We start from the raw sequence: 19,734 nt of genomic DNA on the forward strand, positions 1-19,734 counted from the left end.
TTAGAATGTGTTTTAATTCCAAACGTAATCTGATCGATATCTGTTTCGAAATCTGCTAATTGGTTAGGCTCTGTCCCACGAAATGCTAGGATTATCTCATCATAATGTGTTGCATTTTCATCATATTTGTCTGCTGGTACTACCGCGATAGCTTCTAATCCATTTTTTACTTTTTGAGAATCTGCATCTATTGATTCTATGACCCTCCAGGTTTGACCATTAACCCCTTCTATTGAGGCTCCTTTGTGTAAAAATTCATCGTTATAAACATCACTTGATAGTTTGAAAAAATCTTCATCTGTTGCAATGGTATTCTTTTTAAATTCACTCATATGTTTCAAATCATTTCATGGTATATTTTAACTATATTGAAATATAAGGGGATTTCCTATGAAGAAGAAGTTGGTAATTTTCATATCCATTATTTGTATTATAGCAGGAGGGTATTTTACAATGGAATACTTAAAACAAAAAGAAAAAGAAGAAAAGTTTTGGAAAACACAAGAAACAAGAGTAGAAAAATATATTCATTACAATATTAAAGATGTGAAATCTATTACGTTTACAAAACAAGAGTTGAATCCGATGGGAATCCCTACTATAAAAGGATATATAAATGGTGATCAAGAATTGTGGTTTGTAGCAAGTATTAGTACCACAGAGAATTTTGAAGATCATTTTGGATGTTCTGGAGAACTATATGATAACTACATGAAAAAACCAGCAAAATCGGTATCTAAAATTGAAAAAGAAGAGAAGGAAAAGAAACAAGAGTAGTCTTTGTGATTACTCTTTTATTTTTATTATAGAAAAATAAAAGAGTTGAAAATATGAATGTAAACTAATAATAAAAAGTTTGCTTTCAAATTAGAAAAGGTTAGTCCCTCACTCCACCCCAGCTAAAAACCTCACACCCAAAAACAAAGGGGAACTCAATTGTTCAAACTCATATAAAGTTTCAATTTTGTCTAAGCATCCATTAGGATATACAATTGATCATCTATTTTTCTTTACATAATCTCCAGATACAGTCCATATCAACTATAGATTCTTGTCTTATGCTAAATGTAATCAAAAAAGCAAGTAGATAAAGATAATGACTAAAACATTAACTCTAGATACTTTTTTGATGAATATTACAAATAAACAGGAGGTAATGAAAAATGATTAAAACATTATTAGCAGGAGCACTTTTAAGTACAGGATTGGTAGCGGGAGGTGCAGTAGGTGCAGATGATGCGAAAATGGACAATTTAAAGTCAAATGAAAATAGTTCAAATCAAGTAATTACACAAAGTGCAGATGGAACAATGTCTTTCTCACAAAACTTTGATTTACCTAAAGATACAGTGCCAGCAACTCCTAAAGGAGACGCAAAAACTGTTGAAAGAACAGAAGGTACAGGTTCTCAAGAAGGAAAAATGGTACCAACAAAAGAAGGTACAGATTCTCAGCCTGGATTTGAAATGGGAGCCCCTGAAAAACCAGAACATGCAAAAACTGTTGAAAGAACAGAAGGTACAGGTTCTCAAGAAGGAAAAATGGTACCAGCAAAAGAAGGTACAGATTCTCAATCTGGATTTGAAATGGGAGCCCCTGAAAAACCAGAACATGCAAAAACTGTTGAAAGAACAGAGGGTACAGACTCTCAAGAAGGAAAAATGGTACCAACAAAAGAGGGAAATTAAATAATATATAGTTATAACGAAGAGCATCCAAAAGGGGTGCTCTTTTTATATTGTAGGGATTAACTAGTTTTACTCAATATAGAACTGTAGGAGGAATTGGGGCTAGAATATAGGTTACTATCTCTTCAAATCATGGTGTTGGAAGCACTAGTTTTGGTGGTAACGTTACAACATAAACATTTTATTAGAGATTTTCTAAATTTACATACACTCTAGATGGACTACATATTAACTTCAGATACTTGTTTTATGATACAAGTAATCAAACAAAAGGAGGGCAATACAAAATGATTACAACAGTATTAACAGGGCACTCTTTTAAGTACAGGAGATTATTAACAGGTGGAGAAAATGTTGAAGATGTACAGACAGATAAATATATTCCATATGAACAAAATGAATGGCAGCAAACTCTAGAAAAGTATGATTCGAAGAAATTTGAGTTATAAAAAGAAAATAGATAAATATAGTGAAAATAGATAAATTGACAAGAGAAAAGCACTTTGTGTATATCACAGGTGCTTTTTATTTTTATTTTTATTTTCATTTTGATATAGGGCTTGAATTAAATTTTTAGACTAAAATATATACGGCAAAAAGGGGGGAGTTCATTGCACAAAGTTATTTATGGAATATTAATTTTAATTTATACTTTGTATTCATTTTTTGTAAGTGATGGAAGTGAAGTAAGGTTTATTATGGTGTTAACTATAGTACTTATCTTTTCTGTAGTTTTAGAAAAAGGAAATGCAAACAAAACGACTGATTAAAGGTCTTTTTGTTTGCATTTTTTAGTTGGCTATTACAGTCCAGATGTTTTAGGAATAGCACCAAATTGCCATCAAGCTTAAAGAATCATTTATCCCCAAACAATAAAAATGAGCTTTTTATTACAAGTTAGCACCAAATTTCGTTTTTGGGACACTATTAAATTTTTAGTTGATGAAAACACCCGCCTAAAATAGAAAACTTTTAACCTATTATCATTTATTCCGTAGCTTTTAAGGTATTTAACACGACCTTGGTTGCGTCTGCAATAAGTTTATCATCGTATTTAGCATCTTCTTTATCATGATTAGAAAGTATAGCAAGAACAATCGGCTTTTTATTTGGTGGCCAAATAATTGCGATATCATTTCTTGTTCCGTAAGATCCCGCGCCTGTTTTATCAGCTACTTCCCATCCTTTTGGTACGCCCGCACGAATCAATTTATCTCCAGTTGTATTTCTCTTCATCCAATCTACTAATAGTTCACGTTTTTCTATTGGAAGTGCAGTTCCTAATGTAAATGATTGAAGTGTCTTAGCTATCGCTTCTGGTGTGCTGGTATCATGTGTTTCTCCTGGATGCACTTCATTTAATTCAGGTTCAAATCGTTCTGAAGTAGTAACAGTATCTCCCATTTCTCTCAAGATTTTTTCAAATTTAGAGGGCCCCCCTAACTGTTTAAGAATCAAATTATGTGCTGTGCTGTCACTATATCGAACAGAAGCATCTGCAAGTTCTTTTAACGTCAGTCCTGTATCAACATGCTTTTCAGTAATTGGATTATAATTAGAAAGATCTTCATGAGTATACGTAATCCTTTGATCAAGAGCTTCTAATGAGTTCTTGCGTAAAAGAGCGCCCACAGCTAATGATTTAGATGTAGATGCAAATGCAAAACGATCATCTGAATGATAAGCAACAGTTTGATTTGTACCTGTGTCCAGTGCATAAATACCAAGCTTAGCATCATATTCTTTTTCAAGTTTAGCGAAAGATTGGTTACCTGTTGTATTTTCTTGTTTAATTTGATTAGCTTGATTCGTTTGTTTAGGTGGTTCAGATTGAGTGTTACTATTGGAACATCCTATAAGTGATACACATGAAAGTAATACTACAGGCACAATCTTTTTGTAATGTAAAATGTTAAAGAACTTGTTTAAAACGAACATAAATTTTCAACCTCTTTCAAGAATATATGGATTTTGTCTAGGTATTCTAAATACCAATGCAATTAAAGATGGCATAGGGTAACAATACTACTGCAGCTAAATTTTCACAGGTTAAAGGATATCCAAAACGTTTATATGATTGATAAGTCACGGTTTGGGCTGTTTCTTTTTTGTTTCCACTTGTAATGGTTCACCTGTGAAAGTATTACAATACATATTTTTTGCTTTTGGGAATAATAAGTCCTTTCATTTTTTTGTAATACATAAAAATAGATGTCAAACGGGATATGTTGTATCCAATCTGGACAACTAATATTAGAAATACACTTATTAGACACTCTAAGTAATAAATTTGTTCCACTTTAAGAGGAGGGAGAATTTTGGGTTTGTAAAATAACAATGAAACTACGTGTTTTTTCGTCATACAAAAACCTCTACATATAAGTAGAGGTTTTTAAATTATATATGAATGAATTATGCTTTTTTAGATAAAGCAAATCGAGTTCAGGTAAACGAAGAACATAGAATACATAATTTTAACTAGATTTATTATTAACTAATTTATCTCCACCACCAAGCTCCGCCTCAATCTGCGAAGTCTTCGATGATTCATCCATACGCCAATACGTAATAAAGCTGATGGCGATACATCCAGCTACGTAGAAGTAGAATAGTGATTCCATTCCGATACTCTTTAGCCATAATGCGATGAACTCGGCTGTTCCGCCAAATATCGCAACGGTTAATGCGTACGGTAAACCTACGCCTAGTGCGCGAATTTCAGTTGGGAAGAGTTCTGCTTTTACAATGGCGTTAATGGAAGTGTAACCAGTAACGATAATGAGGCCGACCATCATGAGTAAAAATGCTACCATTGGTTCTGTCGTTTTTTCTAGGAAGAAGAAGATTGGTGCTGTTAGTAATGTTCCGAGAATACCGAATGCCATTAATAGTGGGCGGCGTCCAATTTTATCGGATAATAGCCCTGCAATTGGTTGAAGTACAACGAAAATAAGTAGTGCGACAAAGTTAATCCAGCTTACAACTTCTTTCGGAAGACCGACTGTGTTTACCATGAACTTTTGTAAATATGTTGTGTACGTATAGAATGCAACAGTGCCTCCTAGTGTTAGCCCGACTACTGTTAATACTGCTTTCGGGTGTTTCATAAGAGCGCGAACAGTTCCTGCGCTTTCGCGTTTTTGTGATTTTATGTTTGCGAACTGTTCCGATTCATCCATTGTGCGGCGAAGCCATAATACAGCTACTGCGCCCATCGCTCCAATAATGAATGGAATGCGCCATCCCCAAGATTTCATATCTGGTTCGCTTAGTAATTGCTGAAGAACAATTTGAACACCTAACGCAACCATTTGTCCGGCAACGAGCGTTACATATTGGAAGCTCGAATAAAAGCCTCGGCGTCCACTACTAGCCATCTCAGATAAATATGTTGCGGAAGTTCCATACTCTCCGCCAAGTGATAACCCTTGAAGTAAACGAGCAAGAACTAAAATAATTGGCGCCATAATACCGATGCTTTCGTAACTAGGTGTACAGGCGATAATTAAAGAACCACCGGCCATAACTGTAATGGAAAGCGTTAATGCCGCCCGGCGGCCGTGCCGATCCGCATAACGTCCCATTAATAAACTTCCGATAGGGCGCATTAAAAATCCAACTGCGAAAATAGCTGCTGTGTTCAGTAACTGACTCGTTGGATCACCTTTAGGAAAGAACTCTGCTGAAAAATAAACAGCGAAAGCAGAGTAAACGTACCAGTCGTACCATTCAATTAAATTGCCGACAGAACCTTTGAAAATATTGCCGGCGACTCGATTAGATTTTGCTTGAGCCATAATCATTCCTCCTCGTGCTTATAAATAAAATGATAATTATGAAAGCGTGTTCATTATAGTTGAATTGTACTATCTATAGAATGAAATCTCAATATTATGACAATTTTATTCTTTTTGTACTTTATGTACATGGAGAGTTTTAATAGTTGCTTCATTATTAGTTTTGTCATAATAATAGAAAAAGGAGATTGATAGTTTTGAATATTTTATCAAAGGATATGAAGTATGAAGAAATCACGCAAAGTGTCATTACAAACGAAAATAGTAAGCTTAATTATTACGTTAATTTTATTTGTTGTTCTCCTATTAGCAGGAATATTTGTTTACATTCAGTCCGTTGATACGAAGCGACAAGTGGAACAGTTAGCACTGCAAACAGCGAAGTCGCTTTCTTTTATGCCAGCTATAAAAGATGCTTTTCAAAATAATGAGCATAAAAGTACGATTCAATCCATTGCGGAACAAGTTCGTGAGCAAGCTAGTGCAGATTATGTCATTATAGAAGATCGCTTTGGGGTGATGTATTCCCATTCTAATTCGGAGTTAATTGGCACAAAGAGTAACAATCCATATAACTATGAAGCACTCACTTTTGGTGGCTATTATACGCTTGAAGGAAATGGTGAAAGTGGTCCGGCTTTAATGGCAAAGGCACCCATTATTGTTCATAACGGAGACTACGATCAAGTTGTAGGTGTTGTGACAGTAGAGTTTTTAATAAAAGGTATTGAATCTAACATATTGAGTAGAACGAAAGAAATTATACTCTTTTCCTTAGCTGTATTAGTAGCTGGAATTGTTGGTGGCATTCTTTTAGCACGTAGCATTCGTAAAGACACACTCGGTTTAGAGCCGAATGAAATCGCAGCGCTATACCGGGAACGAAGCGCGATACTACTATCTATAAAAGAAGGGATTATCGCTATCGATCAAAATGGTTTTATTACGATGATGAATACGTCGGCAGAAGAAATGCTACATGTAAATGATGATTATATGCAGCAACACATTTCAAAAGTTTTACCAGAATTTAATATGGAAAGAGTGCTAGAAAATGATCAAGAAATTGCGTTTCAAGATAAAGTGTTTATTTTAAACATGACGCCGATAATCGAAAATAACAGTACGGTAGGCGTTGTATGTAGTTTTAGGGATAAAACGGAACTGCAAAACTTAGTGAATACGATATCTGAGGTAAGAAAATATTCCGAGGACTTACGTGCTCAAACACATGAATTTACAAATAAGCTGTTTGTCTTATCAGGATTACTTCAACTAGGACATTACAAAGAAGCGATTGAATTTATTCAGCAAGAATCTAATATTCATCAAAGTCAAAACCATATTTTATTCCATCAAATTCATGATGCGAAAGTACAAGCTATTTTATTAGGAAAACTCGCAACAGCGTCTGAGAAGAAAATTGACTTTCATATTGAAGGAGATAGTGCGCTTCATCCGTTACCAGACCATATAAAAGTTTCGCACCTTATTACGATCCTTGGAAATATAATCGACAATGCGTTTGATGCGGTGAGTGAGCAAGAGGAGAAGAATGTTTCTTTCTTTATTACCGATATTGGACACGACATTGTGTTTGAAGTGATAGATAGTGGAGCAGGGATACCGGCAGAAAAAATTACGACCATTTTTCAAAAAGGGTTTTCAACGAAAGGAAATGATCGTGGTTACGGACTAGCGAATGTGAAAGAAATGGTAGATGTACTAGAGGGAACAATTGAGATTCAAAACGAGAAAAATGGGGGAGCGATTTTTACAATTTACCTTCCGAAAACATTGAGAGAAAGTACATGACAAACAGGGGGATGGGCATATGTTGAAGGTTGCAATTGCAGAAGATGATTTCCGCGTCGCGCAAATTCAGGAAGAGTTTTTATTAAAAATAAAGGACGTAAAAGTGATTGGAAAAGCATTGAACGCGAAAGAAACGATGGAATTACTACAAAGGGAAGAAATCGATTTACTTCTATTAGATAATTATTTACCAGACGGAATCGGTACGGATTTATTGCCAAAAATCCATGCTGACTTTCCAAACGTTGACGTCATTATGGTTACTGCGGCAAATGAAAACCATATGCTAGAAAAAGCAATTCGAAACGGCGTAAGCAACTACCTTATAAAACCGGTCACGTTAGAAAAATTCGTTCGCACAATTGAAGACTATAAAAGAAAGAAGCAACTCTTACATAGTAACAATGAAGTGAATCAAGCACTCATCGATAATTTCTTCGGCATTTCGCAAACACAAGACATAAAAAACTTACCGACAGGTGTGGATCCGTTAACACTGCAAAAAGTGAAAGGGATTATAAAAGGATTCGAAGCGGGCATTACAATAGAAGAAATGGGAGAACAAATGGGTGCCTCCAGAACAACCGCAAGAAGATATTTAGAATATCTAGTAGCGACAAACGAATGTACAGTAGAGTACACATACGGCATTATCGGACGACCAGAGCGAAAATATCGCATAGGACGAGGACTATGAAAAAACGATTATTACTATGTATATGGATGGTGACAGGAGTAATAGTTGGTTGTTCTTCGGAAAAAACTCAAACGAATAAAGTGAATATCGACAAAGTAGAAATCGTTGCGCCAAACGTTCAAGGAGCAGGATGGGACTTAACAGCACGAGCGATGCAAAAAACACTAACAGAAGAAAAAATCTTCACAAAACCAATTACTGTCACAAACAAAGTAGGTGGCAGCGGTGACGTCGGATGGAAATATACGAAACAAAAAGGCGGTCACGTACTGGCGATTAACTCAAGCTTACTCATAACGAACAACCTACTAGGCCACAGTAAACTAACATATAAAGACTTCACACCGCTCGCAACACTCGCATCGGACTGGGAAGTCGTTGTCGTATCAAAAGACAGCACCATAGATAACGCAAACGAACTAATGGAACAACTAAAACAAGACAAGAAAAACTTCAAAATCGGCGTTGCCCCCGGCCTAGGAAACGACGATCACTTATCCTTCGTACAAGTAAGCAAAGCATTCGGCATAAACCCTGCCGAACTACAATTCTTTGTCTACGAAAACAAAGAAAAAATCATAAACGCCCTAACGAACAAACAAATAGGCGCCGCAACCATGACCCTATCCGAAGCCGAAAAACAATACAAAGCCGGCAAAATAAAAATACTAGCCGTATCCGCACCAAAACGTCTAGACCGACTACCAGAAATCCCAACCTGGAAAGAACAAGGAATCAACGTCATCTTCCAGCACTGGAAGGGCATTATGGGCCCAAAAGATATGACGGAGGAAGAGGTTGCTTATTGGGATGGTGTGATTAAGAGGATGGTGGAGAGTGAGAGTTGGAAGGGGATTTTGAGGGAGCGGGGGTGGAATTCTTATTATAAGGATAGTGGGGAGACGAGGGGGTTTTTGGAGGAGAGTAGTGATTGGTATGGGGGAATGGTTAAGTTTAGTAATTAATGCATATTTATTTGTAAGAAATAGGATATGTGACATAAATAATGCCACATTATAAGTTATAATTTACTTATAACAATTTATTAAAATGATTATTCAGGAGAATTAATCCACAAATTTATAAACGGCGGTGTGAGGAATGGATTATAATTTTGAGATTTTATCACTGTTAGATAATTCAATGGAGTTTGAGAAGCTACATAGTAAGTTTAATCGTTTTAATCCTTTTAAAATATTGAAGATAGATAAGTTTGAGATTAGACATTCTAATATGATTGCTTGGCTACTTGATCCTATGGAAAATCATCACGTAGGTTCTATGTTTGTAAATAAGATCCTTTCTAGAACGTTTGTAAAAGCGGAGAATGAGGAGTTAATTGGACAATATAATTTTATTAAATTACATAAGCAGTCTCTTCAAGATTTGGAAGTGTTTCGCGAAGTACAAACGAAAAATAATAAACGAATTGATATTTTGGCAATATCAGAAGCGCAAAAGGTTGCTATTCTGATTGAAAATAAATATAAGTCATCTGAGTCAGATGGACAATTACAAAATTACATAAATTTTGTTAGCGAGAAATATGAAGGGTATACGATCATTCCAATTTTTTTGAGTTTAGATGGTAGCGCTCCAAGTCATAAAGCGTATCTTACTTTAGATTATGGAGATATATTAAATATTCTAAAAGGGCAATTGGAGATTTATAGTGATTATACGTCTAGTACGATAAAAGATTTTCTTTCCTACTATATTGATATATTAGAGGGGGAACTAGTTCGTGATGAGGAAGACATTGAACTAGCATTAACAGTGTATAAGAGCCATAAGGCCGCTGTTGATTTTTTATGTTTAAATGGTAACGGAAAAGTAGTTGGAAAGTTTGTTAATAAAGAGTTGTTACGTGCTGTAAAGAAATTGAATGCTGAAGAAAAAGAAGATCTTCGTAAAATTTATAAGAAGTATGCTGAAACGCTCCACTTTATACATGGAGCTGGAAATAGCGTCATGAGAGAAGCTTTTTTACAATTTGTAGAAAAGAATCAAATACCAGAAGATTGTTGCCATGAACACATTCGCATTCCATCTTTCATTTTCGAAGAATGGAAACAACTTGATGAGATTGTTGGAGTTCCAAATCATGAGTGGTGGCTAAATAATGCTCTTATAACTTGGTTCGAAAGAAAAATAGATGGGCGTATGAAACTTATCGTTGAAGTCGGGCCGTTGGAATACAAGCAGAGATTAAAGTTATTATGCAAGTTAGAGGAAAATGGAATTACTATTAAAGAAAAATCAAAAGAAGCTGGATCCATGTACACAAGAATTTATGCTGGATATGAAAATATAAGTGATTGGGCAGATCAAGATGAAATTCTCCATGTCATGAATGATATGTATAACAATGCTGATTTTAATCAAGTGGTTGCAGCTATAGGCGATACTATAAAGGGGCTTGTATACGGAGAAGAAGATTCTTCTTCTGAAATTGTTGCGGTAGAGAGTAGCCAAACAGATGCGGATACTTTAGCTAATGCTTTTCAATTATTCGTCCATGAACAAAAGTTCCAAGAAGGTTTTTTCAATATTCATCACCGACTACCATCATTTATTATGCCGGAGTTTCGCAAACTAGAAGAACAATTTGGAACACCGAAATGGAATTGGTGGTTAAATAACTGTGCGATTATATGGTTTGAACGTTTGAAAGATAATAGATTGAAACTGACCCTAGAAGTTGGACCATTAGAATCACAGAAGAGATTAGCGCTATTAACAAGGCTGGAAAGTAAAGGAAGAAAAATAAGTGCAGCGGCCAAAAGGCCAGAAGCGTCGTATACAAGAATTTACACAAATACAAGTAATATAAGTAATTGGTCAGATGAAGACATCGTTATACAGGCTATGAACGAGTTATTTAATGATACGGACTGTCAAAATGTTATTCAAATGTTAATAGACATTGCTAAAGAGGAAGTTCATATTTAAAAGCAATGCCAAGTGCAGAGGAATGTACTTGGCATTTGTTTTAATGTAATAAAGGAGATTAGTCATTAATGAAATTAGCAAAAACAGAGATACAACAATTTATTTTAAAACAATTGAAGCTTTTTAAGTTGAAAGAATTAGATGTCGAATTCGCAGTCCGAGGGCTGGATTTTGATCCGAACATGTTTATTCGTGCAGGAGAAATGGGATTAGAAATAGGGTTTCATAGATTAGTATGGAGTTGTCCAGTCGCACCAGATATGACACGGTTTACGCATCATATATTATTATGGGAACATCTAGAAGAATTAAGTGACAGTGAGAAAGCAGTGGAAATTCAAGAGAGTATTCGTATGGTTGTTGATTTTAGAAAGAGGCGGTATCAGGAGTGCGAGTTTTGCAATACAAAGACTTTGCCAGAACATCTTGATAGGGATGGTGTATGTCAGGGGTGTGCTACTGTGCATTTGGGGGTAATATATTGATTTTTTTAGAAGTAATTATAGAAATAATTTAAAAGATAGTTCTATTCTTTTATACTTGAATGAGGATGGATGAATAGAAACGAGGAATTATATGAGTAAATTAAGTAACTGTCTATATATGATTGAGCTCCTGCATGCGAGAGGGAAAATGAGAATTAGTGAACTGGCAGAGATATTAGAAGTAAAAGAGCGGATGGTTCGCATTTATCGTGATGATATTGAAATGGCAGGTATTAAAATTGAAACAACGAAAGGCAGATACGGTGGATACTCTCTTTCAAATACATCGTTATTTCCTATTAAAAATATGTCTCAACAAGAGCTAGATGCGTTAACATTCTCTATTCAAAAACTAGTTTCAAAAGGTAATGACATTTATTCAAGAGACGCACAAGTAGCATTAGATAAATTGAATGCCGTTCGGAAAGTGGAAACGAATAAAGATCGTCATATTTATTTTGTGCAAAGATCGAAGCCGAATTATGCGTTTTCGAATGAAAACCAAAAATATGTACAACTACAAGAAGCGTTATTTACAAGAAGTAAGGTGAAAATACAGTATGAGAAACGGTCTGGTGAAAGATCAGAACGAATTATCGATCCATACGGCTTTGTACACTACAACGAATTCTTTTATTGCCTAGCCCTATGTAATGATAAAAAGGAAAAACGTATGTTTAAACTATCTCGAATAAAAGATATTAAAACTTTGTATGATACATATAAAATACCCGCTGATTTTGATATTCGAGAAGAATTTCCGAAATTCGGCATTATGAAAGAACCATTAGAAGTAGAGTTACTCATATACCCACCATTCGCTGTATCCGTACCAGAATCCATTTGGGGAGAGAATCAAAAGATAGAACATAATGATGATGGCAGTATTCTTTTCCGGGCGACGATGAGCGGGAAAGAGTCGATTAAGAAGTGGATTTTGGGGATGGGTGCTTCAGTTAGGGTGTTGGAGCCTAGAGAATTACGGGAAGAGGTTGTTGAGGAGGGAAGGAAGTTGATGGAGATGTATGGTTGATAATATGTTTATTAGTATATTAAAATATTGGTAAAAGAAATTGTTATATTTTTGGAAGAATATACGGCTGAAAGTGACGTTATTAGTGCTGGTTTTAATGTTATAATGGAATAGAATGTAAAAGGATAGTAGATACATTTAATTACGATAATTATAGTTTTAGTCTATGGTCCTTGAAATTAGACTTTCCTTTATAAGTATATAAAGAATTAACAATTATATTTAAATAGAAAGGATAGAGCGTATGAGCAATGAATTTTTATTTTCTTTTTTACAGCCAAAGTATAAGAAGTTGGCTGATGTTGCAGAAGCGTTAGAGAAGCAAGTGTATAACGATGTTCCGTCTGCATTATCAAAGGCGAGGCTTTTTGCAGAAAAGCTAGCGAAGTATGTAATGGAAATGGAAGATATTAATGTGTATTACGAAATGAAGCACGTTGAAGTGATACATAAGTTATACCGTGAAGGGATTTTAAATGAAGAAATGCATTTCCGATTTGAATGGATTCGCAAGATGGGAAATAAAGCGGTTCATGAAGCGAATTTTGGAAGTGTAGAAGATGCATTAAAAGCTCATAAACTTACATATGACTTGGCAGTTTGGTTCATGGAATTATACGGAGATGTTAATTTTAAGGCGCCAGCATATGTAAGCCCAAAAGCTGTTACTGAGCAGGCGGTTAATACAGATGATATTAAACAAACCGTAGCAGAAACAGTGGAGAAAAGTTTAGAAAAAACACTTGAAGCGAAATTCCGTGAAATGCAGGAGACATTACTCAAGTTAACGCAGGAACAGCAAAAAGAGAAAGAAGTCGTACAAGTTGTAACTGAGCAAAAAGAACAAGAGCCAGTTATTGAAGAAGATATACCTGTAAAGGAAGAAGAAAAGGAGCCGGTTATTGAAGAAAAGGTACCTGTAAAGGAAGAAGTACAAGAGCCGGCCCAGAAAGAAAAAACGCTTGAAAAAGCAGAAACAACTGCTACGGAAATTTTAGAAGAAGATTTTGATTTAATAAGCTACTTGCAAAGTCATGATGTAGAAATCATTGATAAACGTTCTGCTGGAGGATCTCTTTGGTTAGTTGGTGGTTGGGAATTAAAGGAGGTATTAGATCCATTAAAACCACGTAAAATTTATTTCCGTTACACAGCTAAAGGTGGGCGCGTGACAAAGCGTAAGCCAGCCTGGTTTTTAATGGGAAGTTATAGTGATGGTCCTAAGAAAAAGGAAAGTACTCCTAAAAAGGAAGTAGAAAAACCGAAGCAAGTAGATGTGCCGAAAGAAGTTGAGCAGGAGAAAGAAAAAGAAAAAGAAAAAGAAGTCGTGCAGCAAGTAGTAGAAAAAAGAGAAGTGACTGATCAACAATTGATCATTCCTTCTCGATTATTTGAATTGCGTCTGAATGAATATGAAGGAAGCCCAGTTTATACATTTGGCGAACATTTTCATTTAGACACTTTTGGAGAAATAAAAGAAGATCATTTACGTGATTGGTATCGAAAAGATAAACAAGCTTTTTATGATTTAGCAGTTCAGTTATGGTTTTTAGGCTGTGAGTATCAAGGGAATTTAGCGAAGCTTATAAACTTGCCTCATGAACAAGAGCGAGTATTAATAGAAATAAATACCATAAAAAATGAAGCGTTAAGTGAGAAGCTTCCACAACACTTAACAGAGTTATTTGCTAAGTTTGGTGTGCGAAACATAAAGCAATTACATGGACTGCCAGTGTTTGCAGTTCGCTGGCTTACAGCTGAAGCATTTGATGAATTTTTAAATTGTTTAAAGCACGAAGAGTCTGATACAGATGACGACAGCCCCAGTAGTAGCGTAGAAGAGAATATACAGAACGAGAACGAATTTGAAGAAGAGTTACAAAATGAGGACGGATTTATAGTTTGTATGGGAACGGAATGTGTAGAAATTCCTGCTTCTATGAGAAATATTGAAATTACGCTAGAGCTGATTTCAGGCTGTAATACTCTTGTTAAACAATTGCGAAAAAATATGGGGATTCATGTGATAGGAGATCTTCCAAAAGATATACTCCCTTTACGGGAACAAATGCGTAATGTTGGCCCTAAAATGATGGAGAAATTTTTTAGTCAGTTAAGACAGATGGGGCGCCCTAAAAAAATCGAGGTTGCCGTTGAGCCAATAGGGACACAAGGAGAAGAAGTACTATTAAATGGAGAACGAGTCGTAATTCCGTCTTCATTACAGGAAGAATCGTTAGAATACGGTGATTATTTAAGTTGTCCATCACTTATAGAAAAATTGCATGAAGCTGGTATTCATCAGTATAAACAACTGCCTCTCGATTTACAGGAGCTGAGAAAGTTTCAAGGTGTTGGCGATTCAGCTGTGAAGAGATTCTTACAACACTTAAAAGAAAAGGTAGAAATTGCTGAGAAGAGAGAACAGGAAGAAAGCTTTTATGCAACAATGACGGCGGACGAGAGAGTGCAGTACGAAACAGATCAGTTAATAGAAATGCTGCAAGAAATGATAGAAACAGGAAGTATTCATACTAAGCTGAAGATAAACGAGAAAGCTCTTGCGATTATGCGCGAACGGTATGAAGGAACATTAAATGGAAAGCGCCCAACATTAGAAGAAACAGCGCAAAATCATGATGTAACGCGTGAAAGAATCCGACAAATTGTTAAAAATTCAGTCGGAAAGATTAAAATGAAAGCGGAAGTATGGTTTCAATTATTCCGAAATAAATTAGAAGCTAATAGAAACTTTATGGAAAATGACATTTTCACAGAGAACACTTTTTACGAGTACTTAGTTTTAGAAATGTTAGAGTTAGAGGATATATACCTTTGTTTTGATAATCAATTTTTCACTACTTTAACGAAAGCTGAGTTACAAGAATTTGATAGACAAATTTCTAATATTTTCTCTGAACGATTAAAAGGGAAATTGTTAGAAGAAGAGCAATATGAGGAAATGATCGAGAATGTTGCAACGGAATTAGAAGTGTCTCCGTTTATTGTAAGGAATACTTGTAATGAAATAATGCGCCAGACAGGTCAAAATCAATATGTATTAGCAAAAGCGAAGAAAATTGATGTAGCTGAGATTGTATTGAGACAGTTCCCGAATGGTGCTGAAGTATATAAAGAGTATGAGATGTTAAATGAGAAGGCAAATGAAATAATGCCAAATTCATTCCATGGCGAAAGAGATTTTCCTGCTATTTGTACGAGAGATGAAGCTTCAGATACGATTTATTTATGGGGCAGAGGTATTTATATTCACAGTAGCTTCGTTAAGCCGAATATAGAATTAATCGAGACGATAGCAAAAGAAGCAGCTAACAAATTAGAGAAGAAGCCGGTTATTACGGTTACATATTTGTTCGATCAATATGAAGATGTACTACTAGAAAATAATGTCCCAACAGAATATGCGTTGTACACATTATTAAGACAATATGGTTCTAACCATATTGCACTACCAAAGTTCCCGAAAATTATTCAAATAGGGGACACAGGAAGTATAAGAAATGCAGATTTACTTCGAGATTTTATTAGAAGTAAAGGGTATGGAGTGAGCACGAAAGAATTAAGAGAAGAGTTTATAGTAAATCGTGGTTGGAAGCCGTTTACGGTGGAATTCACTTTATCTAGTACACAAGATATTATTCAGAGTAATCATGGAGAATACACATTGCTAGAATTCTATGAGCAAATGCCAGTTCATATATTTGATCCAATTGTAAAGCGTGTAAACGAAAAATTAGAAGAAATTCCGCAGTTTCAAATTAATGGCATATTTAAAGAGTTTGAATCATACTGCATTGCAAATGGAATTCATACAAATTACTTACTCTATTATTTACTTCGTTCCAAGTGTGACGATCATTTTATGTTGCCGCGTTACCCACACATCGTGAAAATCGGAAGTGAGTTAGAAACGGCTAGTATTAGAACTTTAGTAGAAGATTATATTCTAGAGCAAGGATACGAGGTTTCAAGAGAAGAGGTAATGGATTGGCTTGTCAATGAACTAGGTGCTCGTGAAAATGCTTTGGATATTACACTACAGCTCTCGGATCGAATTTTTTACTATACGAGAGGCCAGTATGCTGAGTATGTACACGAAATGACAATTGGATGGAATGCAGAAAAGCAACTTATGTTAAAAAATACGGTATTAGACGTATTAGCGAGAGAACAGCAAATAAATGATAAAAACTTTATATTGGTAGAACAATGTTTATCTGAAAATCTTCCAGAATTAGATGAAGGTTTATCTTGGACAATTGATTTATTTGTAGATTGTTTAAAACGAGATGAAGAATTCATTTTATTAGGTTCAAGAGGAACTATTATCGTACCTCGTACAAGCTCTATTCAATCAGAGACAGATTTTATCCAATATGTATTAGTAAAAGAGTTTGGTGGATCAGCGAAAATGCGCGATGTAAAGAAAAAGTTAATGCAATACGGATTCTCAGCGGATGGAGAGTTGCTATTTGAGACAGAAACGTTACTAGCCGACGGAAAAGCTCCTTTCGTTCAAATAGGTGATGAGATTATCTCTAAGCATTTAGTGGAGGTGTAAAAATTGCAATCGGACTTAAAAGAGAAAATTGAACCGTATTTACAAAAAGAAGAAGATATAACGAAGAAAATTGTGCTGAAGACGGTAGAGTTAGTGAGTACGCGTAAAAAATTATCTACACAAGCTTTAGTGAAAAAGTTAGATAGAGATATTGATAGTTTAATATAGGTGTGACATACAGGAGGTGTAAAGCATGTTAATTCAAAAAATCACCTTTCATCACTTCAGACAGTTTTACGACACGCAAAGTATTACGTTTGCAGGAGTAGATAATGAAAGGCTTGTTACAGTCATTTTAGGTGAAAATGGTCGCGGTAAAACAGGTATTTACCGCGGTCTTCTCTTCGGTTTATATGGAGATATGTATTTAGATCAGGATGCTGATGGAAAAGACGATATTGTTTTAACGAATACAAAAGTATTGCAAGAAGATTATGACGGTGAGAAAAAAGGTGTTACTTGCATGGTAACGATTGATTTTCTTCATAATCAAAATGAATTTTCTATTAGCCGTTCCATATTTGCAGTGCAAAATGATAAAGGTGAAAAAATCGAGAGATTACATGCTGCTGAGTTAAAAAATGTAACGAACGGAAGTGTCATTACAGATAAAGAAGAAATTCAGCAATTTGTAAATGAAATATTAGATGAGCGTGTAAAAAACTATTTCTTCTTTGATGGAGAGCGTATCGAGCGCCTTACAAGAGCGTCAGAACAGCAACGTAAAGAAATCGCAAAAGGTATAAAAAACTTATTAAAAATTGATGATTTACTTAAATCGCAAGAGGTATTACAAGCGTTAGATAAACAAGTGCTAAAAGAATTACAAAAACATTCTTCTGGTGATTATCAAAAGAAGTTAAAAGAAAAACTAGAAAATGATGAAGCGAAAGAAAAGGCTAAGCTAGAACTAGAAACAACTGGCGTACAGTTAGATGAAGCTGAACAACGTTTGGATCATTTAACTACGCAATTAGAGCAATTCCAGGAAGAAGCACAGAAAATTAAAGAATTAAAACAACAGGAAGAACTTCTTCAAACGAAGCAACTCGAACAACGAGCTGCAATGCAACATTTAGTCGGTTTTAACAACACGTTATCTTTACTATTGGCGAAAGATATTCTTCATTCTGTTAAAACAAAGCTAGAGATCGTACTCGATTATCAAACAGAAAAAATGGATATCGGTTTAGAGTTCATTCAAAACTTACTGAGCGATTTAAAATGTATGTGTGGTACTGCTTTGCAAGAAGGATCTAAAGAGTACGAATCCATTATGCGACTAGAAAAAGTTGCAATTCGTAACGTTGAAAAGAAAGCTTTTTATGAACTGCTAACAAACGTTATACAATTAATTGGTTTCCTTGAAGATAAAGAAAACGACTTAAAATATAAGCTTGATGAAGTGAGTAAAAAAGAGTACGAATTAGAAACGATTCGACAACAAGTTGAAAGCTTAAATAGACAACTATCAGATACAGGAATTGAAGATTTAGCTACTTTAAATAAAGAGCGAAATGATGTACATAAACAACAAGTACAGTTAGATGTGCATATGAAACAATTGCGCGAAAGCATAGAAGAGCTTGAACGTAAAGAAGAGCAATTAGAATTAGCTCTGCGCGATTTAAAAGTGAAAAGTGGCGTACACGCGAAGCTTGCTAAAAAGCAAGAAGAAACAGGGAAAGCTGTAAAGGCAATTAATCAAATGATAAAAGAATTTGAAAAAATTATTATTGCCGACCTAGAAAAAGTAACAACGAATAATCTTCAGCAGCTACTAGATGATAGCGGGAATATGAATATTCAAGAAGTAAGAATTAAAAAGGATTATTCATTAGAAGTATTAAACAGCTACGGTCACTCTTTCCTAGCGAACATTTCACAAGGACAGCGACAAGTACTATCTTTAAGCTTTATTACCGCATTAGCACAAGTTGCAGGAGGACATGCTTCCTTAGAAATGCCATTATTCATGGACACGCCGTTCGGCCGTTTATCTTCAAAACATGAACTGAACTTATTAAGCTTCTTACCAGAAGTATGTTCACAATGGATACTACTCGTAACAGATAGAGAATTCGGTGATCGTGAAAGAGCCATGTTCTTAGAAAAAGGATGCTGGGGCAAATATTACGAACTTCGCAGCGTCGAACCGAGCGTAACAAAAATTATCGAACATCTAATGTTCATCCCGCAACATTCATAAGGAGGAGGGAGTTATATGGAAGAAACAAAAACATCATTACGTGTCAAAGTACGCAAAGAATACTTACCATTCTTTAAAGACTTACGAACAAAACATATATTTGAACAACACAGCTCCTTCTTCACACTATGTGCATGTGTAGGACAACGACTAGGCAAAATAGACGAATCCTACAAAGGAATCGAACTATGCCAAGCCTACACATTCACAACATACGAAAAAACAATTTTACAATCACTCATTTACAACAAAACGAAACAACTAACAGAAGAAAGAGAAATGTTCGCCGAAGCAGAAAAGTATGCGGATGCTGGATTTCGATTTCTAATTGAAGGACCGTTCTCAAGCGTTGCGATCAAACTGGAGAGTGGGGAGTATTCCTTACATTCTGGTAGAGAGGAAGAGCTGGAGAAATTGATGGCGGGGTATGTTTTGGAGTTGGTTGAGGGGGTTCCTTTTTAAGAGAAACAATTGTA

General features: G+C 35.3%; 16 protein-coding genes and 1 pseudogene. 14 read left to right on the top strand and 3 right to left on the bottom strand.

The annotated features are described in order from the left end of the window. Positions 1 to 332 (bottom strand): annotated as a pseudogene (locus ABH961_RS00005) (cytoplasmic protein); the annotation flags it as partial. Positions 333 to 390: 58 nt separating this feature from the next. Between ABH961_RS00005 and ABH961_RS00010 the strand changes: the two are divergent. From ABH961_RS00010 to ABH961_RS00025, 4 genes are all read left to right on the top strand, one after another. Continuing rightward, the gene (locus tag ABH961_RS00010) at positions 391 to 777 is read left to right on the top strand and encodes a DUF1433 domain-containing protein (RefSeq protein WP_098080514.1); all 387 of its coding nucleotides are present in this window, start codon (positions 391 to 393) and stop codon (positions 775 to 777) included. Positions 778 to 1,163: 386 nt separating this feature from the next. Continuing rightward, positions 1,164 to 1,688 carry a hypothetical protein gene (locus ABH961_RS00015; protein ID WP_098847816.1) on the top strand — a complete coding sequence of 175 codons (525 nt, stop codon included), beginning with the start codon at positions 1,164 to 1,166 and terminating at the stop codon, positions 1,686 to 1,688. Between the two features lie 287 nt (positions 1,689 to 1,975). Further along, the gene (locus ABH961_RS00020; protein WP_162937125.1) at positions 1,976 to 2,137 is read left to right on the top strand and encodes a hypothetical protein; all 162 of its coding nucleotides are present in this window, start codon (positions 1,976 to 1,978) and stop codon (positions 2,135 to 2,137) included. Between the two features lie 162 nt (positions 2,138 to 2,299). Next, positions 2,300 to 2,458 (top strand): hypothetical protein, encoded by a 159-nt coding sequence (locus ABH961_RS00025; protein WP_002087303.1) that lies wholly within the window; start codon positions 2,300 to 2,302, stop codon positions 2,456 to 2,458. A 217-nt stretch (positions 2,459 to 2,675) separates the two neighbouring features. Here the strand turns inward: ABH961_RS00025 and blaIII are convergent, their stop codons facing one another. Then, on the bottom strand, positions 2,676 to 3,626 hold the full coding sequence (gene blaIII, locus ABH961_RS00030; RefSeq protein WP_098222552.1) for a class A beta-lactamase BlaIII: 951 nt from the start codon (positions 3,624 to 3,626) through the stop codon (positions 2,676 to 2,678). Between the two features lie 536 nt (positions 3,627 to 4,162). Further along, the gene (locus ABH961_RS00035; RefSeq protein WP_098977570.1) at positions 4,163 to 5,485 is read right to left on the bottom strand and encodes an MFS transporter; all 1,323 of its coding nucleotides are present in this window, start codon (positions 5,483 to 5,485) and stop codon (positions 4,163 to 4,165) included. Between the two features lie 225 nt (positions 5,486 to 5,710). On the opposite strand from ABH961_RS00035, the gene ABH961_RS00040 reads away from it, so the two are divergent. The 10 genes from ABH961_RS00040 (at position 5,711) to ABH961_RS00085 (ending at position 19,720) form a co-directional block, all read left to right on the top strand. After that, positions 5,711 to 7,300: an ATP-binding protein gene (locus ABH961_RS00040; RefSeq protein ID WP_404518712.1), complete on the top strand. Its 1,590-nt coding sequence runs from the start codon at positions 5,711 to 5,713 to the stop codon at positions 7,298 to 7,300. Between the two features lie 19 nt (positions 7,301 to 7,319). Next, on the top strand, positions 7,320 to 7,997 hold the full coding sequence (locus ABH961_RS00045; RefSeq protein ID WP_404518713.1) for a response regulator: 678 nt from the start codon (positions 7,320 to 7,322) through the stop codon (positions 7,995 to 7,997). Beyond that, positions 7,994 to 8,962 carry a tripartite tricarboxylate transporter substrate binding protein gene (locus tag ABH961_RS00050; RefSeq protein WP_404518714.1) on the top strand — a complete coding sequence of 323 codons (969 nt, stop codon included), beginning with the start codon at positions 7,994 to 7,996 and terminating at the stop codon, positions 8,960 to 8,962. The genes ABH961_RS00045 and ABH961_RS00050 overlap by 4 nt, the downstream gene beginning before the upstream one ends. Before the next feature lie 136 nt (positions 8,963 to 9,098). Further along, the gene (locus tag ABH961_RS00055; protein WP_404518715.1) at positions 9,099 to 10,949 is read left to right on the top strand and encodes a PDDEXK-like family protein; all 1,851 of its coding nucleotides are present in this window, start codon (positions 9,099 to 9,101) and stop codon (positions 10,947 to 10,949) included. Positions 10,950 to 11,017: 68 nt separating this feature from the next. Then, positions 11,018 to 11,434: a hypothetical protein gene (locus ABH961_RS00060; protein WP_098080498.1), complete on the top strand. Its 417-nt coding sequence runs from the start codon at positions 11,018 to 11,020 to the stop codon at positions 11,432 to 11,434. Positions 11,435 to 11,525: 91 nt separating this feature from the next. Beyond that, complete coding sequence (locus ABH961_RS00065; RefSeq protein ID WP_098080497.1) at positions 11,526 to 12,467, top strand: helix-turn-helix transcriptional regulator; 942 nt, start codon at positions 11,526 to 11,528, stop codon at positions 12,465 to 12,467. Positions 12,468 to 12,711: 244 nt separating this feature from the next. After that, positions 12,712 to 17,049 (top strand): sigma factor-like helix-turn-helix DNA-binding protein, encoded by a 4,338-nt coding sequence (locus tag ABH961_RS00070; RefSeq protein ID WP_098080495.1) that lies wholly within the window; start codon positions 12,712 to 12,714, stop codon positions 17,047 to 17,049. Between the two features lie 3 nt (positions 17,050 to 17,052). Beyond that, positions 17,053 to 17,217 carry a hypothetical protein gene (locus tag ABH961_RS00075; protein WP_001190284.1) on the top strand — a complete coding sequence of 55 codons (165 nt, stop codon included), beginning with the start codon at positions 17,053 to 17,055 and terminating at the stop codon, positions 17,215 to 17,217. A gap of 25 nt (positions 17,218 to 17,242) precedes the next feature. After that, complete coding sequence (locus tag ABH961_RS00080) at positions 17,243 to 19,258, top strand: AAA family ATPase (RefSeq protein WP_404518717.1); 2,016 nt, start codon at positions 17,243 to 17,245, stop codon at positions 19,256 to 19,258. A 15-nt stretch (positions 19,259 to 19,273) separates the two neighbouring features. Further along, positions 19,274 to 19,720, top strand: coding sequence for a hypothetical protein (locus ABH961_RS00085; protein ID WP_000393175.1), 447 nt, complete (start codon positions 19,274 to 19,276; stop codon positions 19,718 to 19,720). Positions 19,721 to 19,734: the final 14 nt, after the last annotated feature.

Origin of the sequence: Bacillus sp. RC251 (assembly GCF_044908765.1) — a bacterium.
In the GTDB taxonomy this organism is placed as follows: Bacteria; Bacillota; Bacilli; order Bacillales; family Bacillaceae_G; genus Bacillus_A; species Bacillus_A wiedmannii.